The sequence below is a fragment of the Lysinibacillus sp. NPDC058147 genome (genome assembly GCF_042884205.1).
In the GTDB taxonomy this organism is placed as follows: domain Bacteria; phylum Bacillota; class Bacilli; order Bacillales_A; family Planococcaceae; genus Lysinibacillus.
In genome coordinates, this window is record NZ_JBHVUJ010000004.1 from 151,143 (window position 1) to 174,587 (window position 23,445).

Genomic DNA, 23,445 nt, shown 5'->3' on the forward strand with positions numbered 1-23,445 from the left:
AAACTTGTTAAGGGGATGGATATATTACTTAGCATGAGGAGTAAATGTATGTTTTGATAATTTTGCAGGGGTTGCATACAAAAATTCAACACAGTTTCTCCCTCGTTCTTTTGCTTGATATAACGCTTTATCACATCTTGATAATAATGTATTTCGTGTATCACCATCTACATAGCTAGTTACACCGAAGCTACTAGTTTTTCGTTGTACAATAGGGAATTCATGAATTTCTAATTGTTGACGAAGCTTTTCAGAAAGCTTTACAGCATCATCTAGTGTAGTTTGAGGACAAATAACTAAAAATTCCTCGCCACCCCATCTTCCAATTGTATCTTGTTCTCGAATAGTATTTTGTAATATCTCTGCTACGCTCATTAAAACTAAGTCGCCTACTTGATGGCCAAACTCATCATTTACTTCTTTAAAATAATCAATATCTAATAGAATAATAGAGAACGGAACCTCTTGATGGTGAGCATGTTGAAATGCTTCATCTAAAACATCATCTAACCTTACACGATTTGGAATTTGAGTTAGGCGATCTGTATTTGCCAACTTTTCAAGCTCAAGCTTTGCTCTTTCTAGCTCTTGTGTCCGCTCCTTTACTTTATGTTCGAGCGTTTCATTTAGCGTTTGTTGCATTTTTTGATGTTCTTTTTTAATAATATTAATTTTATCGCCTAATGCTAATGATAAAAATATAGATTCAAAAATAGCACCAATTGCAGGAACTTCTTCAAATATAACTGGATGGAATGGAATTAAACTTAAAAAGGCCAATGCTTGTACAATAATGGAACCAAGTAGAACAGTCCAACCTACCATATAAAACCTAGCCATTTTCTGACCTTTTAGCAACACAAATATTCCTGATAACCAAAGAAAAATAAAGACAACTACAGAGAAAATAATTGTAAAATTATTTGTAATCGAAACATCAGGGACAACGAATGAAGCAATTAATGAAAGTATAGTGATCCATAATAATAGATTTCCGATTTTGTGGAATCGAGGTAAATATTTTTTTAGTTCAAGAAATTCTTTGCAAAATAAAAGCATAAATAAAAGTAATAAATTTCCACTGATTGCGGGAGATTTTATTAAATACCATTTAGGTAAATATTGACTTGCTATTTCAATATCTAAAGAATTCAATGTAGCTTGATAGAGGATAAAACTAAACATATACAAAACATAGTAAAAGTAAGCCTTCTCTTTTAACGAAAAAAATAAAAATAAATTGTAAATTAATAATGCTGATAAGAACCCATAAAAAATTCCTGTTAAATATTTATAGTCAATAATTTTATTGATAAAGCTATCCGTTGTAAAAAGATAAGAAATTGAATTTAATGGTAATTCACCATCTAATTTAATATAAATTTCTTTGATGGAGGTGTCTTGGATTTGAAATAAATTAGAGCGATAATGAATGCTTTGATTGTCAATATTTGAAATTCCTCTTTTTTGAATACTATAGGTGCCATCTTTTTTCACTAAATACATTTCAATGCTATCTAGCTTGTCTGTTACTTCAAACCAGTAAGACTCCTGTTTATCCTTTAATATTTCATCGGCATCTAATCGTAGCCAAATTGTATCATTTGTATGCCAAAAGAATAAATAATTCTCTTTACTAGTGACAAATGAATTGTCATATGTACCACTTAATAAATCTTCTATCGTAATTTTTTTTGACGAATCACGAAAAATATCATAATGCTTTCCCAATATAGTAGGTTCTGAAAGTTCTGCAGCATGACATGGTAAGCTGAATTGTGTAAAAGTAAATATGAGTACGATAAAAAAATAAAATATTAGGTTAGCTTTTATAATTTTTTTTTTCAACATTTATTCTTTCTCCTATCCTAATCCCTAACCTTTAGTTACTAGTAAGGATGTTAATTAAAGGTAAAATAAGGTGCTCTAAAAATAGAGTTTTTCCCGTGGCAACGAGCAGTAATTTATTTGTACCGAAAGCGAAGCGTAAGCTACAAGACTTTCATCTTCAATTTCAGTAAATGCAAAGAAGCTGGGTGGGAGATTAGCTGCTCGAAAAGGTACGATTGGTAAAGACAATTAATCAGTGGGGGATGAAGAAACCCTAACTGAATTAAGTTTAACTTTATGTAAATATATCACAATTATTATATGTTTAGGATTTTTACGAATTGCAAATAAAGGATTAACATAAAAGTTACGATAACTGAAAGAAGATAATTTGGTTAGGATTCCTTCGATTTTTTCAAAGACCATAAGAGCAAGAATGAGGACGAAATGAATGAATACTTCCTGATAATATGATGGCTAGGTAAATCAATAAGAAGGTATTTCAGAAGGGGTGTTGAGTTAACAGGCTATGTAGTTGGGATATGGAGAAAGGAATGACTACTTAAGCATGAAAAATCAAAATTTAAATGGTTTAAAAAAGGGAGGTGAGCCTATTAATGTTGGCAGAAATACACGGAAAGATTAGTAGTAGTGGCTCTAATTTAACGGATCGATTAGAGGACAATTTAACGGGTATGATTTTCGGTTCCCTGCGTTATTTATCATTTCAAAGCGGTATAGGAAAAATATTAGCTAAAGGTGTAAATAATGAACAAATCTGTAAAGAGCTACTTAAACTTACATATGATATGTGGGCTGAAAATATTACATTCTGGCCTTATGATAAGGAAGGCGAAATAGACGTAATTATTGAATTTGAGTCAGTTATTATTGGTATTGAGGTTAAATATCAAAGTGGTTTGTCATCAGATGATGAGGTTTATAACATTAAAGAAAATACAGAAACGAACATTAGCAAAAATCAATTAGCAAGGGAATCTAATATTTTAAAAAATAAAGCACCACATAAGCAGAAAATCTTGTTGTTTATAGCAGATCGTACATTCTGCAAAGCTGTATGTGATATCGTAATGGAACGCAACATTATTGCAGAAGATGTTGCTCTAACTTATATTTCTTGGCAAGATTTTTTATATCAGATGAAACAGCTGACAATTTCTGACTCATTCCAGCGTGTTGCTGTACAGGATATGATTCAGCTACTTTCAAAAAAAGGTTTTGATGATTTTAATACAATGAGTATAGGAGATGCACCGACTATAAATGCGGTGGATTATTTTAGTTTTAATCAACAAAAAAAGACTCACTTTAAGCTATTGCTGAAAAGGATTACTGGGGATTAAAATCTATAAAAAGTAAAAAAGTGAGCTTAATGGAAATAAACGCTGACAATGTAATTGAAAAAGTATTTAGCACCTTTGATTCTTTATAAACTGTGAAATAAAGTTCTAAATAGTCATTTTCTTTGTTTGTAACATAACTTAGCCTAGGTTGCATTTTGTATAAATAAGCGGTTATTGCTAAAAATAAGACCGTCAAAATGAGCGATTTAATTACAATAATTATTTGTAGTTTTCTCACTTGTTATGACAGGTTTTTTAGCAATATCGACGTTTTTTATATATGAGAAGATGGAACTTCAAGTGTATAACTGGCTTCGTTATTACAAATGAAGGAGGTGTAAAAATGAGCGTAGTTTATAGAATCGCTTTAGTGTTAGTTATCATTGGAGCAATCAACTGGGGACTTATAGGATTTTTTAGATTTGACTTAGTTGCCTATTTGTTCGGTGGACAAACAGCAGTATTGTCACGATGGATTTACGCATTCGTTGGATTAGCAGGACTAATATCCTTACCTATTCTTATTATGCGATTTGATGAGGACGAAGATCTTGTTCCTGATTTAAATGATGATCATGACCATCATACTCGCATAGACAGAAATCCAAGCTATGGTATGGAATTTGGTGATGAAGCAGATTTTACTGCATTAAAAACAACTAATGTACTAAAAGAAGAAAAAAAGGATTCACATAGCAAACATAAAAATAAAAACAAAAATAAGAAATAACCTCGAGTTTATTCCTCAAAAAACTGATGACCATTGAACTGCCCCGTAAAAGTTAGACACCAATCTAACTTTTACGGGGGTTTTTTTTATGGCAAAAGTAAGTCCTGAACAACGTATTCAAGCAGTCCAACGATACTTAAATGGAAATGAGCCTATGATTGAAATAGCGAAAGATATCGGAGTGTCAGAACAGGTTGTAAGTGAATGGGTTCGCCGTTATCAAAAAAATGGGGTAGAGACTTTCTTATAGTCCTATAACGCGATTTTACAGCGAAAAAAATGAACGAGAAATGGGTAACAGACGTGACAGAATTCCATCTATTTGGTGAGAAACGCTATTTATCACCTGTCCTTGATTTATGCAATGGCGAAATCATTGCATACACGGTAATGAATCGTCCAGTATATAATTTAGTCCATAATATGTTAGAACAAGCATTGGAGCGCCTTCAATCAGGTGATCAAGTCATTCTTCATTCGGATCAAGGTTGGCATTATCAAATGAAAAAGTATCAACAAACATTAAAACAACATGGAATTACACAGAGTATGTCCCGTAAGGCAATTGTTTGGATAACGCAGTCATTGAAAATTTCTTTGGCTTATTAAAATCTGAACTCCTGTATCTACAAGAATTCGAATCCATGCACATTTTGAACAGGAACTCCAAGACTATATTCACTATTACAATCACAAACGAATGAAGGGAAAATTAAAAGACCTAAGCCCGGTGGAGTACCGAACTCAGGTCTTAGAAGTTGCTTAACTAAATATGTCTAACTTTTTTGGGTTAGATCACATTTGGTTCGTCAGTTTTTTCGATATGGCTTAGAGAACACTTTTAGTGAAAATCCGCAAAGATATAAGGGTGGATACCCAGATAACGAAGCGGATTTATACTAGAAGCTCTTTCATTCGTATGTCCCATTAGCCTTATTACCTAGAAAGACAAGGGATCGGATTCATTATCTTCTTTAAAACTTATTTTGGAATTGCTTAGACTTTAGTAGAAACATACTTGATCGGAACCGAAATCTTATAGTGATAAGATTTATTGGTGCGTCAACACATCCTCAATCAAAAATGCAATATAGAGATTTGTTTTTGTAAATGGGTTACTTAAGTCCATATCTAATAGCGTTTCTATTTTTTTAGTTTTATAAAGTACTGTGTTGCGATGAATAAATAGGCGCTCACTAATCCTACGGGTACTTCCATTTTCATCGAGATAAATGCGTAAAAATTGTACATAATCTGAGTTATGCAATTCATCATAGCGATAAAGCACCCCTAAGATGTCTTGGCTATATGATTTGATTAATGTTTGATTTTGCACAGCCATGATAATTTTGTAGGCACCAATTTCTTTATATTTATATAGGAAACGATTGTTATGAAGCTTTGCTAATTGGATTACTGTTAATGACTCATCATAGCTTTTGCGGACATTTTCAAGCTCTTTATGAAAATTTCCTTTACCAATGATAATATCCAAGTAACCATTTTTTTGCGTAATTTTGTCGTAAATTTCTTCAACAACTTTTGAGAAGGGAGTATTTGGCGTAATAATTTGTGCTCTGTCGATTAAAAAGATGAGGTGATTTTTATGCTTTAGTTTTAAGAAGCGTTTATATCTATTTTGAAGTGCAAATTGGATCATGACCTCGTAACGGTCAATATTAGCTTGTGCACCATTTGTTGTGCATGAAATGATGGCTAGCTCCCTACTTTGTGGAAAACCTAATAGTGCTAATTGATCTTTAATGTAGTCGGCGTTTTGTTTGTAGTGAAAAAGTAAGTTATAAAGAACCTTTTCCTCGATAGAAAGCTCTTGATGGTGATTGGCAATAAATTGAAATGTTGTTTTTAATAAATCTGCTATTCGATAATTCCATGGCATGTGAAAAATAGGGAAATCATGTTCGTTGGCAAAAGTGATGACTGATTCTGGTATATTTGGAATGTATGGGCCGGTATTGATGATAAAACCTGCTACTTTTTTAGAGAAAGCTAGTTTTACAAGTTGCTCTAAGGAATCTCCTTCTGAAGATAAATTAATACCTGTAGTCACGACTAATTCATTAGGTCTACAAAACATAATTAGATCAATGCTTTCTACTACGTTAATCCCGGTAACTCTCCGAAAAGTTCCGCTCTGTCCAGCTACTAATGTTAGCATTGGGAATTGGACTCCCTCTACAATTTTGCGAATTGTCCCCATTTTTTCCCCCCTTATTATGAACATAATTTAACATATATTATGTGCAGTTGCACATATTTTTTTAGTTTGCTATCTATATCTCATAATTTTTATCTTTTATAGAATGTGTATAACTACTGTGAAAGAGAGGACTTGCATATGTATAAGTGTAATAGTAGACGATTGCAAGAGTTAATTGAACAATTTAGTCAATTTGGAGCTACTGAAAATGGTGGCGTAACTCGTTTGTCTCTTTCGAATGAGGATGTATTAGCAAGAAACTATTTTTGTGAGTGTTGTGATGAATTAGGGATGGATATCAAAGTCGATGATATGGGTAATATTTATGCTATTCTACCTGGGAAAAAGGATGTCCCTCCAATTGTTATGGGGTCGCATTTAGATTCCGTTGAAAAGGGTGGGAAATTTGATGGTGTATTAGGCGTTTTAACTGCAATAGAGGCCGTAAGAACGTTAAAGGAGAACGAGATCGAGCTAGATATCCCTATAATGATTGTGAATTTTACAAATGAAGAAGGTGCTCGTTTTGATCCTGCAATGATGAGCTCTGGTGTCATCTCAGCAAAATTTGAAAAAGAAAAAATGCTGCAATCTGTAGATAAAAATGGCACTAGTTTCAAAGCAGCACTGCAAGCAAGTGGTTATGAGGGAGATCAAGAAAATCGATTAAATGAAGCACTTGCTTATATCGAATTGCATATCGAGCAAGGGCCAGTTCTAGAGGCGAAGCAACTGGAAATAGGAGTTGTTGAAGGTGTATTAGGGATGGTTTGCTATGAAATTGCGGTTTCAGGACAGTCAAATCATGCTGGAACGACACCAATGACAATGCGTCAAGATCCGATGATCGTAACTTCAAAAATCATTACGTATTTACATGAAGAGCTCGGAAAAATTGATGAACAACTAGTGTTTACCTTTGGCCGAATGAATGTTTCTCCAAATATCCATACCGTGATACCGAACAATGTGACTTTTACGATAGATTCACGTCATCAAAAACCAGAAGTTATGCAAAAGGTTGAGGACATACTGAATAATCTTCCTACAGAGGATATGGGCTGTAGCATTAAACCAGTTAAGCTATGGGGTAGAGATACAGTATATTTTGATACTCATATTTGTAATGAAGTGGAAAGGGCTTGTCAGAGTTTCGGCTATACTGCTCATCGTATGTTTAGCGGGGCAGGGCATGATGCGCAATATATTGCAAGCATTGTTCCATCAGCGATGATTTTCGTACCTAGTATTAATGGTAAGAGTCATTGCGAGGAAGAGGAAACAACATTTGAGGATTGTGCGAAAGGAGCAGATGTATTACTTGAAACAGTGTTGACGCTGCAAACAAAGTTCAGTATGGGAGAGACCTACACTTTACATTAAGGTATGTTTCCTAACATTTTCATGATTGAGCATTCTCCATTATTTTACGAAGGGTGAGGGGCAGAATGAAAAAAATTATTAAAGGTGGACGAGTGGCGACAGCTGCAGATGTTTTTGAGGCAGACATTTTAATTGAAAACGGAAAAATTGTTCAAATTGGCAAAAATCTATCCGACGTTGGGGCAGAAGTTATTGATGCTACTGGTAAATATGTGATGCCCGGAGGAATTGATCCGCACACACATTTAGATATGCCATTTAATAATACTGTAACAGATGATGATTGGAAATCTGGTACCATTGCCGCAGCTTTTGGTGGAACAACTACTATTTTGGATTTCTGCTTAACGGCTGGCGAGGAAAAACTATCAGCTGCAGTTGAAAAGTGGCATGACAAGGCGAAGGGGAAATCAGCTATCGACTACGGATTCCACTTAATGATTGGTGATTTAACCCCTGAAACAGAAGCTGAATTACCGCAAATCTTAGAGCAGGAGGGCATTACTTCTGTAAAGGTATTTATGGCTTATGCAAAAGAATTTCAAGCAACAGATCGCACCCTTTTTAAGGCTTTTAAAATAGCGAAAGACCTCGGTGCTGTTGTTATGGTGCACTGTGAAAATGGTTCAGTTATTGATGAGCTTGTAGAAGAGGCGCGACGTGCAGGTCATAAGGAGCCGATTTATCATGCGCTCACTCGCCCAGCTGAATTAGAAGGCGAAGCGACAAAACGTGCAATTGAGTTAGCCCATATTGCTGGCGCTACCCTTTATGTTGTCCATGTAACATGTAAAGAGGCGGTAGATGAGATCATTGCTGCGCGTGAAAAAGGCTATGACGTCTATGGAGAAACATGTCCACCATATTTAACTTTGGATCAATCTGCTTTAGCACAACCTGGTTTTGAGGGTGCAAAATATGTTTGGTCCCCACCACTTCGCCCGAAATACCATCAGGATCATTTATGGAATGCTCTTAAAGCAAAACAACTGCAAACAATTGGCTCTGATCAGTGCTCATTTAGTTTTAAGGGTAAGAAGCAGTTAGGATTAAATGATTTTTCTAAAATTCCTAACGGTGGACCTTTTATTGAAGACCGTTTCAGTATTTTATATTCAGAAGGTGTTGCAAAAGGGAAAATTTCCATTCATGAGTTTGTCGATATGATTTCCACAAGTGCAGCGAAAATATTTGGTTTATTCCCACAAAAAGGAACAATTGCAATTGGTTCTGATGCCGATATCGTTATTTTTGATCCAGAGGTTAAACGAGAAATTTCGGCTAAAACACATCATATGAACGTGGATTATAACCCATATGAGGGATGGGAAGTAACAGGTGAACCAGTAAGTGTTCTAGTACGTGGAGAATATGTCATTAAAAATAAAGAATTTGTTGGTGTATTAGGTAGTGGGAAATATATCAAACGTGCATTAAAAACAATGGCTGCAGAAGCACTAAACATTTAGTACTGACCGATTGCTTTGGATGGAGAGCAGAGCAATCGGTTTCGTAATATTTTCATTTAGCTACAGAAGACTATTTATCCCTATACGTGGTGAGATGAATGTTGAATGTAGCTCTTTTTTCAATGGTGTAATCAATAATGCTCATCACCAAAAGTTGTGGATGACATATGTTCAAACGTATGCCATGTATATAGGCTGATTGGAGCGCAGCGGGTGTTTTATGTGCGAAAGCGTTGCGACAGCAATTGTTTTATCTGTGCGAAAGCGAAGCGACAGCTACAACAAAGCGACTAGCTGGAACGGAAATCAACCACACGTTATGGTGACGAGCCATTATAAGAAGGAAAAAATGAACACATGAGGGGGATGTGGAAATGGCTCCGAATCAAGAAAATACAATGTCTCAACAGCTAAACCGTAATTTTATGGAATTGACTAGCAGGATGACAAAGAATGAAGCAATTGAGGAATCTAATCGTTGCCTGTATTGCTATGATGCACCGTGCATTAAAGCATGTCCAACGAGTATTCAAATCCCAAATTTCATAAAAAAAATTGCATCTGGTAATATGAAGGGCTCTGCTACGACTATATTAGAAGCAAATCCAATTGGTGCAAGCTGTGCAAGGGTTTGTCCAACGGAGGAACTATGTGAAGGGGCGTGTGTGTTAAATTCCTCAACAAAGCCAATTAAAATCGGAGAGCTACAGCGCTATGCAACAGATTGGGCAATGGAAACGAATGCTCAGCTATTTAAGCAAGGGCAAAGAAACGGACTAAAGGTAGCGATTATTGGTTCAGGTCCCGCTGGTTTATCAGCTGCTCGTGAACTAAGTCGATTTGGTTATCAGGTTACTATTTATGAGGCTGAATCGAAAGCTGGTGGCTTAGGGAGCTATGGTATTGTGTCGTTCCGTTTACCAAACAATGTCGTTGATTGGGAAATTGAACAAATCAAAAATCTTGGAGTGGAAATCAAAACAAACACAACTGTCGGTGTTGATATTTCTGCTGATGAAATCCTAGAACAATATGACAGTGTTGTTTTATCAGTCGGTATGGGCGCTGTGCCGAATCTGGGTATTGAGGGAGAAGATTTAGACGGTGTTCATGATGCGATAGAATTTGTCAGAAAGACAAAAATGGGACCGCTTACAAAAGATATTGTTGGGAAGCGAGTGGCTGTCATCGGTGCAGGAAATACCGCGATTGACGGTGCTACATGTGCTGTCCGATTAGGTGCTGACAATGTTCAAATTCTTTATAGACGAACACAAAAGGAAATGACTGCGTACAAATTTGAATATGAATTTGCCAAGCAGGATAGTGTGGAGTTTAAGTGGCTAACAGCACCGAAAAAAATTATTGGCAATGAGTCAGGTGAGGTCGTAGGCATTGAATGTGTGAAAATGAAGCTCGGTGAAGCGGGTGCTGATGGTCGACAAAGACCTGAGGAGATTGAAGGGTCCAATTTTATTATTGAAGTGGATGCTGTTATTAAGGCAATTGGGCAAACACGTTTTGTGGCATTGATTGAAGCATTTGGCTTACGGCATACAAATGGCGTTGTCGATATTGATGAAACGACAATGCAAACTTCGAAAGACAAAGTATTTGCATGTGGAGATGTCGTCTTCGGGAATGGCCAGGGCGAAGCGATGGTTGTAACAGCTGTACAGCAAGGAAAAGACGCAGCATACAAGATCCATGAACGTTTAACTTCTTTCAGCGGAAGTCTCCCACATATATAGTTGGTGAGATGAATGCAGATTTAAGCTACTTTTCAATAGGTGTCCAAACACCAGCTGAAATAGAGGAACTCAGGCTAAGAACTTCACATCCTGTGAAAACGCCTGAGTGACCGACATCGTGTCGGCCTAAAGCCTCCGGCGGATGTCGCGGAATCGAAAAGGAGTTCTTTGTGCAAGCACAAAGCCGATTCCAGACACAATTATGCGGAGGCATAATTGATGAAATCCAAGTGAAATTGCATAAGGGAGGAACTAATATGGCAGACTTACGCATCGACTTAGCAGGCATCAAATCACCGAATCCATTTTGGCTTGCGTCAGCACCACCAACGAATTCAGGCTATCAAGTACAACGAGCATTTGAAGCGGGGTGGGGTGGAGCTGTTTGGAAAACATTAGGAGATCCGATTTTGAATGTTTCTTCACGCTTTGCAGCTGTTAACTTTAACGGACAAAAAGTAGCAGGCTTTAATAATATTGAACTGATTACGGATCGTCCGTTAGAGGTAAATTTACAAGAAATTTATGAAACGAAAAAAAAGTTTCCAAATCACGCAATCATCGCTTCCTTAATGGTGGAGCCAAAGCAAGAAAAGTGGCATGAGATTGTTAAACGAGTAGAAGATGTAGGGGTTGATGGTCTTGAGCTTAACTTTGGTTGTCCACATGGGATGGCAGAACGAGGAATGGGATCTGCCTCTGGTCAAGTACCTGAATTGGTGGAAAAGCAAACATACTGGGTGAAAGAGGCAGCGAAAACACCAGTAATTGTGAAGTTAACACCAAACATTACCGACATTACGGTAACTGCAGAAGCGGCTACAAGAGGTGGAGCAGATGCTGTTAGTATGATTAATACAATTAACAGTTTAGCAGGTGTTGACTTAGATACATGGAATACAGTGCCTCATGTAGCAGGAAAGGGTGCACATGGTGGCTATTGTGGTCCTGCCGTTAAACCAATTGCACTCAATATGGTTGCAGAGTGTGCTCGTAACCCATTAATCAATGTTCCGATTTCGGGCATTGGTGGTATTTCCAACTGGCAAGATGCTGCCGAGTTTATATTAATGGGAGCAACTGGCGTGCAAGTTTGTACAGCAGCAATGCATCATGGCTTTAGTATTGTTGAGGATATGATTGATGGACTCAATAACTATTTAGACGATAAAGGCATTGCTTCTGTCATGGATTTGGTAGGTCGCTCAGTTTCTAGATATTCCAATTGGGGTGACTTGGACTTAAATTATAAAATCGTGGCTGAAATTAATAACGATGTTTGTATTAACTGTAACAAGTGCCATATCGCATGTGAGGATACATCGCATCAATGTATTGACTTATATTCAGAAGATGGTCGCCCAATGCTGAAAGTTAGGGAAGAGGATTGTGTAGGTTGTAATTTATGCTCAATCGTTTGTCCTGTTGATGGTGCTATTACAATGGTTGAACGTAAATCTACAGTTCCACCAATGACTTGGAATGAACGTCAATCTCTAATTAGCAGTCTATCTAAGTAAAAAGTCTAAAATCAATTTTGCTTTGGCGTTATTGCGTTTGGAGGCTTAATCTTCATTCGTATGGAGTTTGAATTCACCTCACCACTCTCCGAGGTAGGAGAATTTTGCCGAATGAAGATAAACTGAAATTCCATCTTCCTTCAGCATTTTCGTTGAAGGAAGGAATAACCTCATGGAAGTTGTCACGGAAATTTGAAAAAAGAAGGAGAGATTGTATGGAACGTGATGGGAATTATTTAAAATCCCCAGATTTACTTCCAGTGACACATCAACAAAGAAATATTGGAACATTTGGTTTTGCAGTAATTTGGATAGGGATGGCAATTGTATTAGCGGCTTTTGCAATCGGTGGCACGGCAATCATAAACTTACCATTGCCAATGGTGATTTTAGCAACGTTGATAGGCTCTTGTCTAATTGGTGTATTTATGACGTTAATTGGAGATATAGGCATTGAACATGGCTTATCATTCCCAGTATATATGCGTGCTCCGTTCGGTACATTTGGCACACATATTCCGTCGCTTGTCCGAGGTGTAACGGCTGCATGTTGGTTCGGTCTGAACACTTATTTTGGAGCATTAGCGATAAACGGCATTTTAAATTTACTTTTTGGTTTTGACAATTGGTTTGTCTGTTTCATTGTCTTTGCAGCACTTCAGTTATTTAATACATCATTAGGTATTAAATCTATTGAACGCTTTGCAGATTTAGCAGCACCAGTTATTATTTTAATTTCCTGCTGGATGTATTATACACTGGCAGATAATGCAGTAGCTCAAGGGAAAAATATTTGGACGTGGGTGGAAGCGCCAACAACAGGATTCTCAGCCTTCACTGCATTTATGGTAGTGATCATGGCAAATATGGGATTTTGGTCGACGCTAGCAGCCGATATGCCTTCACTTTCACGCTTCTTTAAAGCACCAAAAAATGAACGCAGCTGGTTCAAACGCAATAAAACGCAGTTGGTAGGCTCATTAATCGTCATGCCGATTACCAATACTTTCATCGTGACAATTGGTGCTGTGTGCTATATGGCTGTTGCCTCTGCTGATCCGATCAATGCACTACAACAAAGTGCAAGTGGCTTTATTTTAGGAATATTACTGTTAATGATTGTATTAGCACAATGGTCGACTAACACCTCAGCAAATGTTATCCCAGCGGCAACTATTTTCTCAAATATAGGTGGGCCAAAAGTGCCGTTTTGGGTTGGAGTTGTTATTGCGGGAATAATTGGTATTCTAGCACAGCCTTGGAGTTTATTTGATGTGTTAGTCAATGCACTTTTAATTATCGGGGGAATTTTAACAGCCATCGTTGGTATTTTATATGCTGATTATTATTTAATCCGTAAGCGTCGCGTACATGTAAAAGCGCTGTATGAATTAGATGGCCAATTTAAATATTGGAATGGCTTTAATTTAGCTGGTTTAATCGCTTGGGTTATCGGTGGTGCAGTGGCAAATATATTCTCCACTTATTCTTCATTAGTAGGGTTCTTTGTAGGGGCACTTGTATATTATGTATTAGCGAAGTATTGGTGGTTCAAAAAATACCCTCAAGCCGAGCTAGAAGACCCAAGTGATGCAAAATATTTAGGGATTACAGTTGGTCACAATTTGGATGAACTATTTGGACAGCAACAAACGCCTGCTCCAACCGTTGTTCCAGATGAGAATGATGTCGTTGAACAACCAGATCCGCTGTTGGATATAAAAGGTGCTGATTAAAGTGAAACTTTAATCAGTGGGATTTCTTCATTGCCCACTGATTATTAGTCTAAAGCGGGATAATATTAAACACCTAACAGAATATCAAGAGGTTGATTAATGGAAAGGTGAGGTGATTGCATGTCAGAACATCAACAAAGCACAGAAGAAATAAAAAAAGTGGATCATTATTTAGATAGCGGCTTTAAAATTAAATATGTTTATGAAAATTTAAGTGGTATGTTTGTAGAATTTGCACGTCAAGAAGAGGTTATTTTGATGCAAATTCTAACAGCAGATGCACGCAAATATTTCTCTGCAAAGCTTCAAGAACAAACGTTATTGCAGTAAAAAAGTAGACTCTATTCCATTCGGTGGAATAGAGTTTTTTTACGGATCAAGTAGGTTTTTACCCTAGGTTGATTCGTTTACGGCCAAAGTGACGGATAGAGATAGAACTGCCGAAGTGACGGATAGAACCACCGAAGTGACGGATAGAACCACCTAAATGATGGATAGAATCACCGGAATGACGGATAGACCACCAAGGTAACGGATATAACACCAAAATGCTCAGAATTCTTGCCATAATTTTGTTTTTCCTAAAAATACAATTGTGTTTTTCAACAGAATTTATTATTATTATAAAATAATTGATCGTAGAAAGAACTTTAGAGAAAGAGGCGTAATTTAGTGGCAAATAAGGAATTAAAAAGGGGATTAGAGGCACGTCATATCCAAATGATTGCTCTTGGTGGTACGATTGGCGTGGGCTTGTTTATGGGGTCTGCTAGTGCCATTCAGTGGACAGGGCCTTCAGTGCTCCTTGCATATGCTATAGCAGGTATATTTATTTTTTTCATTATGCGAGCAATGGGCGAGATGCTGTATGTGGAGCCAAGTACAGGTTCCTTTGCAACGTTTGGCTATAAATATATACACCCGTTAGCAGGTTATTTAACGGCATGGAGTAACTGGTTTCAATGGATTATTGTTGGAATGTCAGAGGTTATTGCAGTAGGAACATATATGCAGTATTGGTATCCAGATTTACCTACATGGATTCCAGGTTTAATAGCAATGGTGATTTTAGGTATTGCCAACTTTATTTCTGTTAAATCTTTTGGAGAATTTGAATTTTGGTTTGCCATGATTAAAATTGTGACGATTGTATTAATGATTATTGCTGGCTTTGGTCTTATTTTCTTTGGGATTGGTAATGGTGGCGTGGCAATCGGATTATCAAATCTTTGGAACCATGGAGGCTTCTTTACAGGTGGCTGGACGGGCTTCTTCTTTGCATTATCATTAGTAGTTGCAGCCTATCAAGGCGTTGAGCTAATTGGGATTACTGCTGGAGAAGCAAAAAATCCTAAAAAAACGATTACGAATGCGATTCAAAGTATTATTTGGCGTATTTTAATATTTTATATAGGTGCAATCTTTGTCATTGTAACAGTCTATCCATGGAATGAATTGGGTACGATTGGTAGTCCATTTGTTGCAACTTTTGCAAAGGTTGGAATTACAGCTGCGGCAGGAATTATTAATTTTGTTGTTATTACAGCGGCAATGTCAGGCTGTAATAGTGGGATTTATAGTGCGGGACGTATGCTGTATACGCTTGCCATGAATGGACAAGCACCTAAATTTTTTGCGAAGCTTTCTAGTAATGGTGTTCCGATTTTCGGAACAGCAGGCGTACTAGTTGGTTTGGTTATTGGTGTTATTTTAAGCTATATTGCTCCAGAGAATTTATTTGTATATGTGTATAGTGCAAGTGTATTACCGGGGATGATTCCGTGGTTTGTTATTTTAATAAGTCAAATACGATTTAGAAAAATAAAAGGGGAAGAACTGTCAAAGCACCCATTCAAAATGCCCTTTGCACCATTTACAAACTATATAACGATTGCCTTTTTAGTAATGGTGCTAATCGGTATGTGGTTTAATGATGATACTAGAGTTTCTCTTATTGTGGGAATTATTTTCTTAGCTCTTGTTATCATTAGCTATTATGTTTTTAGAATTGGAAAAGAACGTCCGGTAAATAAATAATGAAATTGAAAGAGTGTATCTCTATTATGAGATACATCCTTTTTTGTTTTGTACTAAAGAGTTTACCCATTTTAAATGCTTATTTCAGCTTTTCAAAAATCTAACTATTTTACAGTTGAATCATTAAGACAAAACAAAAAGCATCTTCAGTGGTTTCATCACTATGTTGAATGAATATCTGAAAGAAAATGTGCAGTAAAAAAAGATGGGGTTTCCCATCTATGTATTCTACTTATCTAGCTTTTCGGATATATTCCTTAGAATTTCGTTTTGTTCCTTCTGTAAGTTGTTTTGTTCTTCCTGTAAGTTAATGAATTTAATCAAAAACCAAATTAAAAATATAAAAAATAATATCACAAGCATTATTCTAATAAAACCCCTTTTTGTGTGATTATACCATAACTGTAATGGGATTAAGAAAGAAGGGAAATGGCAATCGTGTCTGAAAGAAATTGTTCAATAAAGTTATTTATCTTTTAGGGGTTTTACAAAGAATGAAATGAACATAACAGAAAGCCCTATAGTAATGAATGTTATTGCAAAACAATATGAGTAAATAAAATAAGAAAATCAACTACTTATTACGAACATCCAAAAATTTATGAGATTTAAAAGGGACAATCCACCAGGAATGGATTGTCCCTTTAACTATTGTTCTTTACGCATAATAAAGCTTAAGTGTCTGCCAGCCTGTTTATCTTGACGGTAGGAAAAACCATCTGGGCTAAGGAATGTACACGTTGAATCAATTAAAATCTGCTTAGAAGGAATACCTGCAAGCTCACATTGTTTTTTGACAGTTTGTTGATTATCGATATGATATTTATTTGTTTCTAAGTTGTAATACATAAAGTCCTCAGCATAGCCTAGGTTGTGGAATTTTTCATAAACATCAGCATCCACCTCAAATTTCTGCTGACTAAGTGCCATACCAATTTGGACGTGAAAATCTTGTGGATTGCATTTTTCATGCTCCATCAAATGTTGGAAAAGCTTTGTTGTGACTTCCTTGACAGTACCTTGCCAGCCTGAGTGCACTACGCCAATAAGGCCATTGACTTCATTATAAAAAATGACAGGTACGCAATCTGCTGTAAAACTACATAAAAGTAAATTTGGCTCTAAAGTATAAAGTGCATCAGTATTACTTATAGCAGTGTCCATTTGCTCAGCGCCGCGTCCTTTATCAAAAATCGTTACTTTATGGAAATTAGCACTATGTGTTTGTTGAGTGCAAATAAAATTATTTAAATCACAATGTAAAGTAGCTGCTAATTTTTTTCGATTTTCAAGCACATCCGCTTCATTCACACATGTATGCAGTGCCATATTGTTATGTTCTAGCTCGATTTCATCCTTTAAGGTAGTGCCTGCGATAAATTGTTCGTTATCAAAATAAATTTTATTTTTCATATCATCACCTCGTCTTACTATATATGATTGGCTAATGAATGTATAGGCGCTTACTGTTAAGATTTTTAAGAGCCTTGAGTAACTTGCAAACCTTCTTTAATTCTTTTGACATAAACAATAGATTTCTTCACATATAGTATCGAAGAATCAATATTAGAGGGAAGGAGTTTGTAAATATGACGAAAGAGATATTCTTACTAATCTGCCAATTAGGCTCGGGGCTTTTTTGGATTATTACATACATACTCGTCATCAAACAAGGATTTCAAGATAAGAAATATGGCATGCCTATGGCCGCAATATGTGCCAATATTTCATGGGAATTTATCTTTTCATTTATGTATCCGCAAAACGATTTGCAAAAGATTATTAATTTGCTGTGGTTTCTTTTAGATGTCTTCATTCTGTTGCAATTTTTACGTTATGGTTATAAGGAGTATAAAAAAATTATTCCGAGAAAGATATTTTATTCATCTTTTTTCATCACACTCGCCATAAGCTATTTCACGATTTTAGCGATGATGCATGAATTCGAAGATATGATAGGCATGTATGCAGCATTTTTACAAAATCTGATGATGTCAGGGCTTTTTATCGCCTTATTCATACAAAGAGGGAACTTAAGTGGACAATCAATGGGCATAGCCGTCTGTAAAATGATCGGTACTGTGTTTGCAGCAATTGGCTTCTATATGTCATTTAGAACACCATTGATTACTATTATTTCGCTTGCAACCCTGATTTATGATTGGATATATATAGTATTAATCTATAGGTTTTATGTGAAATATGCTAAATAAAAATTTCCCTTCATCTAAAATAGCACTCTACAAAGTCATTCAACTTTGTAGAGTGTTTTTTACTTAAGAAGTTAAAGCCTCCTTTTCGATTCCGGACGCAATTATACCGAGGCATAATTGATTTTAAGAACAAATAAAAATGCTGAAATGAAACACACTATTAGCAATACACGAATAAGATGTCTCTGTAGTATGACGATAGGGTAGGTGTTTTATTTGAAAAAGAAGTGGATGACCACGCTATGTATTATTTGTACCATTGGGCTAATTGGCTGTCAGGGGAAATCTGAGGATGAGAAAAAACAAGAACAACAAATTCAAGAGTCAACGGAAAAAGCTGAGGATGTAAAAAAGCCTGTTACCTTTGAACAACAACAAACAGAGCGCGTTGTTGTTGAAATTGTGGATCCTTCAACAAAAGCCATCATTCAAACAATATCACCGAAAGAAATGGACTATGAACGTGATAGACAATCGTATATAAAACAAATTGAACAGTTAGTAAAAGAGTTAGCGAGAGGGAATGAAAAAACAGCCGGCTATGATAAGCGTATGATACTCGATAAGCTGGACGATCAAGGAAAGGTAATTAAAGGAAGTCCATTAATTGTTTTAAAAGAAAGTGAATTAATTGAGAAAATATTAGGAGTATCATCAACCGGTGGTAAAGTGGAGATGCCTCTTTATATTACAGAAAGCGGATATTATTTTGAAGATATTCCTTCTTTAGAAAACGTAGTTGTTGCATCCTATACAACTTACTTCAATACCCATGATGTAGGAAGAAATAAAAATATTGAACTTTCTGCGAAGGCAATCAATAATGTAATCGTTGGTAGTGGAGATTATTTCTCCTTTAATACTGTCGTTGGGCCTAGAGACGAAGTGAATGGTTATCAGCCTGCTCCGGAAATCATCAACAAAAAGGTGGTGATGGGCATTGGAGGAGGTATCTGTCAAACGTCCTCAACCTTATTTAACGCAGTTGATCAAATGCCAGTAAAATTTGTTGAACGTCATCACCATTCTTTAGATGTTGGGTATGTTCCGAAAGGAAGAGACGCTACAGTTTCTTATGGTGGCTTAGATTTTAGATTTCAAAATACAACTGACGTACCATTTTTAATTAAAGCTAACTATAGTAAAAATTCTCTTACAATTGAGATAAGAACTGCAGAAAAATATGTAGAAATCTTGAAAAAGCCATAGTAGTTTTTCGAAGACACTTATGCCAATGGTGTCTTTTTTTAGGTGACATGCTATAGTTAAATTGAGGTATTTCAGTATAAATGTGTTATGAAAAAGGGGGGAGAGTAATGCATCCGAAACTTCAGGCAGCAATAGATTCTATTGATTTTTACCAAGTAACATATCCAGAAGATGCTTGTATTATAGTTGCTGATACTGAGAAAGTCATTGCCTATAAGCCAGGTAAACAAGTGGACTTAAAGATTAAAGTTGGTGATCCTGTAGTAAAGTATCGAGGAACAACAACTGAAAATGCTCTTAGCTCAGGTAATTTTATTAGGGAAGAGCGAGGTTCTGAGGATTTTGGAATGGCGTACATTGCCTCAGCACAGCCTATTTTTGAAGGTAGGAAAGTAGTTGGTGTGTTAAGTGCCATTATTTCGAATGAAAAAATGGATGGTATGCGTTTATTAGCGACGGAGCTTTCTAGTTCTGTTGAAGAAATGACCGCAACGAATGAAGAGTTAGCAGTAGCAAGTGTAGATGTGTCAAATCGCTTGGAGGAGCTATCAAAATTTTCGGAATCAATGACTGAAGATATTCAACAAATCAATACGATTGTAAATTTAGTAAAAGATTTAGCCATGAAATCTAAAATTCTTGGGTTAAATGCTTCCATTGAGGCTGCTCGCTCAGGTGAGCATGGACGAGGCTTTGCTGTAGTAGCATCTGAAATACAGAAAATGTCTCAAAGTAGTAATGAAAGTGCCAATAGCATTACAAATCAATTAGAAAGCATTAAACAATCTATTGATCAAGTCAATGAATCAGCAAATCAAATCACAGCGTTTACTCAGCAATTTTCTGTGAGTATGCAGGAATTAACCGATACTTATAAAGGAATTAACAGCACAGCAGAAAAATTAATGCATATTAGCGAGGTAAAAGCCTAACATATAAAAAGGATAATAGCAATTTAATCGCTATTATCCTCTTCATTTAAATGATATTTAAAATTTCTTGTGGTGTAGCAACTTTGTACTCGGGTTCCTCTTGCTGTACAACTTCAATAGCGTCATATCCCCAACCAACCCAAATAATAGGTACGCCTACTTTTTTGCAGGCTACGATATCTCTTAGCTCATCACCGATGTATAAAACTTCTGATGGTGTAATGTTTGAGTCTTTTAAAAATTTCTTTATTACTTTATCCTTTCCAAAAATACGGTTTGAGCAAAGAACATTTGATACACAATGAATGCTGTTCATTTTTAGGAATTCTAAAATGTTCTCCTGTGAATTGGAGGAAATAATAAGGATTTTATAGCCTCTTTTATCAATATCCATAAGGACTTCTTTAATACCATCATAAAGATGAACATCATTTAACGACTGACGATACAAGCGATAAAACTGTGGTAAAATCATGGGCAATTTATACATAGGAAAGTCGAATAATTTACTACGTTCCGCTATAGATAATTTTTTCAAGGCTTCAATTTCCTTTAACTCAATTCCTTTAAATTTATATTTTAGCGCAAGTGTATTCCAAGCTGATGCAAACACTGCCGTAGAATCTGCCAATGTTCCATCAAAATCAAAGATAATATATTTCATGATTAATTTTCTCCTTTATAATCTAGTTGTAAAGACGTTTGTATCTTGAAAATGTTACTGCCTATCCATAAAAAAATGACATGATTATACAGGATATGAAACATCGTATTGTAAATAACCCTTGATAAATAATTTTTTTACAGGCAAATATTTTTTCCGGTTCTTTGGTAAATATTGTACTGAAAAATGCGTTAAATTCAATAACGAAATCATCAAAAAATACCTGTCACCCATAGTATTGAATTGAGTGACAGGTACGACTATTACTAAGCGTTTTCTATTTTTTCTCGTTTTTTTGTTAAATAATATGCATTTACTGAGGAAGTAATAGGAATGATAAGTGCTATTCCAATGCCTGCGCAAAATATCATGATAATTTCAGTCACAAATATTTTAGAATTTATAATTTCGCCAATTGAATAAGACAAATCTTTAAACCATATTAGCAAGCTTAGATATCCACCAAAGAAAGCGAAAAATAATGTATTTGTATCTGTACCTAAAATGTCCTTTCCTATCCTTACCCCTGATGTAAATAAATTTTTTCTGCTAATTAATGGGTTATGGTGAAGAATCTCATGCATGGAAGTAGCGATGGAAATGGCAACATCCAAAATTGCCCCAATCGTACTCATAATAATAACGGAAGCTCCAATTTGCACAAAATTGACGCCGATATAAAGTGAAAATATGCTAATTTCTTCTGTGGATTCTTCCCCAAATCCTCTAATCATTGACTTGTCCGCTACAAAAACAATGAATAGTAATAAAATTACAATTGTAATCATCGTAGAAATGAAAGCGGTCATCGTTTTACTGCTCATTCCATTTATAAAAAATAAGCTAATCCAACTTATGACGGTACAGGCAATGAGCGTTAATATAATCGGACTATTCTTTTGATTAGTCATTAAAAAGATAGTGATAAAGAGTACTCCAAAGTTTAAAAATAAAGATAGAAAAGATCGTACTCCTTTTTTTCCACCAATAGCGATCATCAATATGAATAAAATGGCAGTTAAACATACTATTACATTCATTATTTTGCCCTCTTTCGATTAATGAAAAAAATAGAAGTGTATAGACTGATCGGAATCGTTATGACAACACCGATTCCACCTGCTAGGGCCCGAGCTAATTCTAACGAAAGATTCAAGGAAAGTGTTTGCCCTAATGGATAAGAATTTTTTAAATATAAAATTAACATAGGAATTGAGCCACAAATATAAACAAAAAACAAAATACTTGTAATCGTTCCCATAATGTCTTTCCCGATATCCATCCCTGAGGTTCTCAGTGCTTTGTCAGAAATATTTTGATTTTGCTCAAATAAAGCGAACATTGAAGAAGCCATTGTAATGGAGACATCCATAACAGCCCCTAGTGCTCCAATAAATAACCCAGCCATAAATATCACTCGATAAGGTCGTGTTAAAAATTGCATTTCTTCATATCGAATTCCATTCTCGTTTGTGATCCACAGAACTAAAGCGCTAATCAATAACGAAATGAATGTTCCGATAAGTGTTGCAACAATCCCTGCAAATGTTTTTTCATTTAAACCGTTAATGAGTATTAATGAAATGACCGTAAATAAAAGAACACATATCCCACTTATAAATATCAAATTTATATTTGATTTTACATATAAATCCAAGGCGAAGGATAGAACAAGAGAATTTACAATTAAACTTATGATTGAAAAAAATCCTTGTCTTTTACCAACAATCAACAAAGCGAAAATAAAAATCCATGCTATTATCAAGACGAACTGATCACGTTTTACGTCTAAAATAGTTCCGGTTAAATCTCCATTTTTGTCAGTATTTGCTTTAATGGAAGCAAATAATTTATTCCCAACATGGTACTCTTGATCGTAGGCACCAGATGCTGAATATTCATTTGTAAAATGAATAAGCTTCCCCTTTTCTTCACCGTTTTTTAATACAGCTGTAATAAGCTGAGTATATAAGTGATCATCATTTTCATACATATCCGTTATAGGGCCTGACTCTTGTAATTCCGTTTTTATAACTTCAGCAATTGGACGATCATAAAATGCTTCATTGTGATAAACGAAAAAAACAGAAGCGATAAAGCAAATTGCCATAAAGGTATAAAATATAACTTTGTTAAAAGATTTTTTTTTCAAGATGTTTTGCAATAAAAAAACCTCCAGTGTGAGAAGGGAATCTAATCATAATCGTTGCGTCCATTGTTAGAATTGCCACGAACAATGACTCAAAATATCACTATGAATTTATAATGTCAATTTGATAAAAAAAGTGCCATTATAAATTAACGTGCTAATTGAATAGAGGTTCCTTAAATATATAGTCGAGGCTAAAGTGCCTTTTAGCTTACTTAGTTAGTTATAGCATATTTA

At 35.6% G+C, this 23,445-nt stretch carries 21 protein-coding genes and 1 pseudogene; 15 read left to right on the forward strand and 7 right to left on the reverse strand.

All coding sequences use genetic code 11. The annotated features are described in order from the left end of the window. Positions 1-24: 24 nt before the first annotated feature. Positions 25-1,851, reverse strand: a complete 1,827-nt coding sequence (locus ACFVT8_RS13445) for a sensor domain-containing diguanylate cyclase (RefSeq protein ID WP_387080890.1) — start codon at positions 1,849-1,851, stop codon at positions 25-27. A 596-nt stretch (positions 1,852-2,447) separates the two neighbouring features. On the opposite strand from ACFVT8_RS13445, the gene ACFVT8_RS13450 reads away from it, so the two are divergent. The 5 genes and pseudogenes from ACFVT8_RS13450 (at position 2,448) to ACFVT8_RS13470 (ending at position 4,690) form a co-directional block, all read left to right on the forward strand. After that, positions 2,448-3,194, forward strand: coding sequence for a hypothetical protein (locus ACFVT8_RS13450; protein WP_387080892.1), 747 nt, complete (start codon positions 2,448-2,450; stop codon positions 3,192-3,194). A gap of 343 nt (positions 3,195-3,537) precedes the next feature. Then, complete coding sequence (locus tag ACFVT8_RS13455) at positions 3,538-3,924, forward strand: DUF378 domain-containing protein (protein WP_387080894.1); 387 nt, start codon at positions 3,538-3,540, stop codon at positions 3,922-3,924. A gap of 88 nt (positions 3,925-4,012) precedes the next feature. Beyond that, positions 4,013-4,174, forward strand: coding sequence for a transposase (locus ACFVT8_RS13460; protein WP_387080896.1), 162 nt, complete (start codon positions 4,013-4,015; stop codon positions 4,172-4,174). A gap of 29 nt (positions 4,175-4,203) precedes the next feature. Further along, on the forward strand, positions 4,204-4,533 hold the full coding sequence (locus ACFVT8_RS13465) for a DDE-type integrase/transposase/recombinase (RefSeq protein WP_387080897.1): 330 nt from the start codon (positions 4,204-4,206) through the stop codon (positions 4,531-4,533). A gap of 35 nt (positions 4,534-4,568) precedes the next feature. Next, positions 4,569-4,690, forward strand: a pseudogene (locus tag ACFVT8_RS13470) (IS3 family transposase). Positions 4,691-4,975: 285 nt separating this feature from the next. On the opposite strand, the gene ACFVT8_RS13475 reads toward ACFVT8_RS13470, so the two are convergent. Then, positions 4,976-6,145 carry a PucR family transcriptional regulator gene (locus tag ACFVT8_RS13475; protein WP_387080898.1) on the reverse strand — a complete coding sequence of 390 codons (1,170 nt, stop codon included), beginning with the start codon at positions 6,143-6,145 and terminating at the stop codon, positions 4,976-4,978. Between the two features lie 138 nt (positions 6,146-6,283). On the opposite strand from ACFVT8_RS13475, the gene ACFVT8_RS13480 reads away from it, so the two are divergent. From ACFVT8_RS13480 to ACFVT8_RS13505, 6 genes are all read left to right on the forward strand, one after another. Then, positions 6,284-7,528, forward strand: coding sequence for a Zn-dependent hydrolase (locus tag ACFVT8_RS13480; protein WP_387080900.1), 1,245 nt, complete (start codon positions 6,284-6,286; stop codon positions 7,526-7,528). A gap of 65 nt (positions 7,529-7,593) precedes the next feature. Then, entirely contained in the window at positions 7,594-8,997 is a 1,404-nt protein-coding gene (hydA, locus tag ACFVT8_RS13485) for a dihydropyrimidinase (protein WP_387080902.1), read from the forward strand. Positions 8,998-9,371: 374 nt separating this feature from the next. Continuing rightward, positions 9,372-10,748, forward strand: coding sequence for an NAD(P)-dependent oxidoreductase (locus tag ACFVT8_RS13490; RefSeq protein ID WP_387080904.1), 1,377 nt, complete (start codon positions 9,372-9,374; stop codon positions 10,746-10,748). Between the two features lie 257 nt (positions 10,749-11,005). Continuing rightward, positions 11,006-12,268, forward strand: a complete 1,263-nt coding sequence (gene preA, locus ACFVT8_RS13495) for an NAD-dependent dihydropyrimidine dehydrogenase subunit PreA (RefSeq protein WP_387080906.1) — start codon at positions 11,006-11,008, stop codon at positions 12,266-12,268. 215 nt (positions 12,269-12,483) lie between these two features. Next, on the forward strand, positions 12,484-14,004 hold the full coding sequence (locus ACFVT8_RS13500) for an NCS1 family transporter (protein ID WP_387080907.1): 1,521 nt from the start codon (positions 12,484-12,486) through the stop codon (positions 14,002-14,004). 120 nt (positions 14,005-14,124) lie between these two features. Next, positions 14,125-14,334 (forward strand): hypothetical protein, encoded by a 210-nt coding sequence (locus ACFVT8_RS13505; RefSeq protein WP_053482520.1) that lies wholly within the window; start codon positions 14,125-14,127, stop codon positions 14,332-14,334. A gap of 58 nt (positions 14,335-14,392) precedes the next feature. Here ACFVT8_RS13505 and ACFVT8_RS13510 read toward each other — a convergent pair whose 3' ends face one another. Continuing rightward, a complete protein-coding gene (locus ACFVT8_RS13510; RefSeq protein ID WP_387080909.1) occupies positions 14,393-14,572 on the reverse strand; it encodes a hypothetical protein in 180 nt (59 codons plus the stop codon). A 104-nt stretch (positions 14,573-14,676) separates the two neighbouring features. On the opposite strand from ACFVT8_RS13510, the gene ACFVT8_RS13515 reads away from it, so the two are divergent. After that, the gene (locus ACFVT8_RS13515; protein WP_387080910.1) at positions 14,677-16,041 is read left to right on the forward strand and encodes an amino acid permease; all 1,365 of its coding nucleotides are present in this window, start codon (positions 14,677-14,679) and stop codon (positions 16,039-16,041) included. 648 nt (positions 16,042-16,689) lie between these two features. On the opposite strand, the gene pgeF is transcribed toward ACFVT8_RS13515, so the two are convergent. Continuing rightward, the gene (pgeF, locus tag ACFVT8_RS13520; RefSeq protein ID WP_387080912.1) at positions 16,690-17,454 is read right to left on the reverse strand and encodes a peptidoglycan editing factor PgeF; all 765 of its coding nucleotides are present in this window, start codon (positions 17,452-17,454) and stop codon (positions 16,690-16,692) included. A 176-nt stretch (positions 17,455-17,630) separates the two neighbouring features. On the opposite strand from pgeF, the gene ACFVT8_RS13525 reads away from it, so the two are divergent. The 3 genes from ACFVT8_RS13525 to ACFVT8_RS13535 all read left to right on the forward strand — a co-directional run bounded on the left by ACFVT8_RS13525 (position 17,631) and on the right by ACFVT8_RS13535 (position 20,395). Continuing rightward, positions 17,631-18,254, forward strand: coding sequence for a transmembrane-type terpene cyclase (locus ACFVT8_RS13525; protein WP_387080913.1), 624 nt, complete (start codon positions 17,631-17,633; stop codon positions 18,252-18,254). 216 nt (positions 18,255-18,470) lie between these two features. Beyond that, positions 18,471-19,463, forward strand: coding sequence for a VanW family protein (locus ACFVT8_RS13530; RefSeq protein WP_387080915.1), 993 nt, complete (start codon positions 18,471-18,473; stop codon positions 19,461-19,463). Positions 19,464-19,570: 107 nt separating this feature from the next. Next, a complete protein-coding gene (locus tag ACFVT8_RS13535; protein ID WP_387080917.1) occupies positions 19,571-20,395 on the forward strand; it encodes a methyl-accepting chemotaxis protein in 825 nt (274 codons plus the stop codon). Between the two features lie 46 nt (positions 20,396-20,441). Here ACFVT8_RS13535 and ACFVT8_RS13540 read toward each other — a convergent pair whose 3' ends face one another. The 3 genes from ACFVT8_RS13540 to ACFVT8_RS13550 all read right to left on the reverse strand — a co-directional run bounded on the left by ACFVT8_RS13540 (position 20,442) and on the right by ACFVT8_RS13550 (position 23,169). Beyond that, the gene (locus ACFVT8_RS13540) at positions 20,442-21,059 is read right to left on the reverse strand and encodes an HAD hydrolase-like protein (protein WP_387080918.1); all 618 of its coding nucleotides are present in this window, start codon (positions 21,057-21,059) and stop codon (positions 20,442-20,444) included. A gap of 266 nt (positions 21,060-21,325) precedes the next feature. Then, on the reverse strand, positions 21,326-22,099 hold the full coding sequence (locus ACFVT8_RS13545; RefSeq protein ID WP_387080919.1) for a YibE/F family protein: 774 nt from the start codon (positions 22,097-22,099) through the stop codon (positions 21,326-21,328). Further along, entirely contained in the window at positions 22,099-23,169 is a 1,071-nt protein-coding gene (locus ACFVT8_RS13550; protein ID WP_387081516.1) for a YibE/F family protein, read from the reverse strand. Before ACFVT8_RS13550 ends, ACFVT8_RS13545 begins: the two co-directional genes overlap by 1 nt. Between the last annotated feature and the right edge of the window lie 276 nt (positions 23,170-23,445).

Bases quoted from the DNA above. Each gene is read 5' to 3' on its own strand.
- ACFVT8_RS13490 (WP_387080904.1), top strand. From the start codon at position 9,372: ATGGCTCCGAATCAAGAAAATACAATGTCTCAACAGCTAAACCGTAAT.
- ACFVT8_RS13505 (WP_053482520.1), top strand. From the start codon at position 14,125: ATGTCAGAACATCAACAAAGCACAGAAGAAATAAAAAAAGTGGATCAT.
- ACFVT8_RS13465 (WP_387080897.1), top strand. From the start codon at position 4,204: ATGAACGAGAAATGGGTAACAGACGTGACAGAATTCCATCTATTTGGT.
- ACFVT8_RS13450 (WP_387080892.1), top strand. From the start codon at position 2,448: ATGTTGGCAGAAATACACGGAAAGATTAGTAGTAGTGGCTCTAATTTA.
- ACFVT8_RS13525 (WP_387080913.1), top strand. From the start codon at position 17,631: ATGACGAAAGAGATATTCTTACTAATCTGCCAATTAGGCTCGGGGCTT.
- ACFVT8_RS13455 (WP_387080894.1), top strand. From the start codon at position 3,538: ATGAGCGTAGTTTATAGAATCGCTTTAGTGTTAGTTATCATTGGAGCA.
- ACFVT8_RS13480 (WP_387080900.1), top strand. From the start codon at position 6,284: ATGTATAAGTGTAATAGTAGACGATTGCAAGAGTTAATTGAACAATTT.
- ACFVT8_RS13475 (WP_387080898.1), bottom strand. From the start codon at position 6,145: ATGGGGACAATTCGCAAAATTGTAGAGGGAGTCCAATTCCCAATGCTA.
- ACFVT8_RS13535 (WP_387080917.1), top strand. From the start codon at position 19,571: ATGCATCCGAAACTTCAGGCAGCAATAGATTCTATTGATTTTTACCAA.
- hydA (WP_387080902.1), top strand. From the start codon at position 7,594: ATGAAAAAAATTATTAAAGGTGGACGAGTGGCGACAGCTGCAGATGTT.
- ACFVT8_RS13540 (WP_387080918.1), bottom strand. From the start codon at position 21,059: ATGAAATATATTATCTTTGATTTTGATGGAACATTGGCAGATTCTACG.
- ACFVT8_RS13510 (WP_387080909.1), bottom strand. From the start codon at position 14,572: ATGGCAAGAATTCTGAGCATTTTGGTGTTATATCCGTTACCTTGGTGG.
- ACFVT8_RS13545 (WP_387080919.1), bottom strand. From the start codon at position 22,099: ATGAATGTAATAGTATGTTTAACTGCCATTTTATTCATATTGATGATC.
- ACFVT8_RS13445 (WP_387080890.1), bottom strand. From the start codon at position 1,851: ATGTTGAAAAAAAAAATTATAAAAGCTAACCTAATATTTTATTTTTTT.
- pgeF (WP_387080912.1), bottom strand. From the start codon at position 17,454: ATGAAAAATAAAATTTATTTTGATAACGAACAATTTATCGCAGGCACT.
- ACFVT8_RS13500 (WP_387080907.1), top strand. From the start codon at position 12,484: ATGGAACGTGATGGGAATTATTTAAAATCCCCAGATTTACTTCCAGTG.
- ACFVT8_RS13460 (WP_387080896.1), top strand. From the start codon at position 4,013: ATGGCAAAAGTAAGTCCTGAACAACGTATTCAAGCAGTCCAACGATAC.
- preA (WP_387080906.1), top strand. From the start codon at position 11,006: ATGGCAGACTTACGCATCGACTTAGCAGGCATCAAATCACCGAATCCA.
- ACFVT8_RS13550 (WP_387081516.1), bottom strand. From the start codon at position 23,169: ATGGCAATTTGCTTTATCGCTTCTGTTTTTTTCGTTTATCACAATGAA.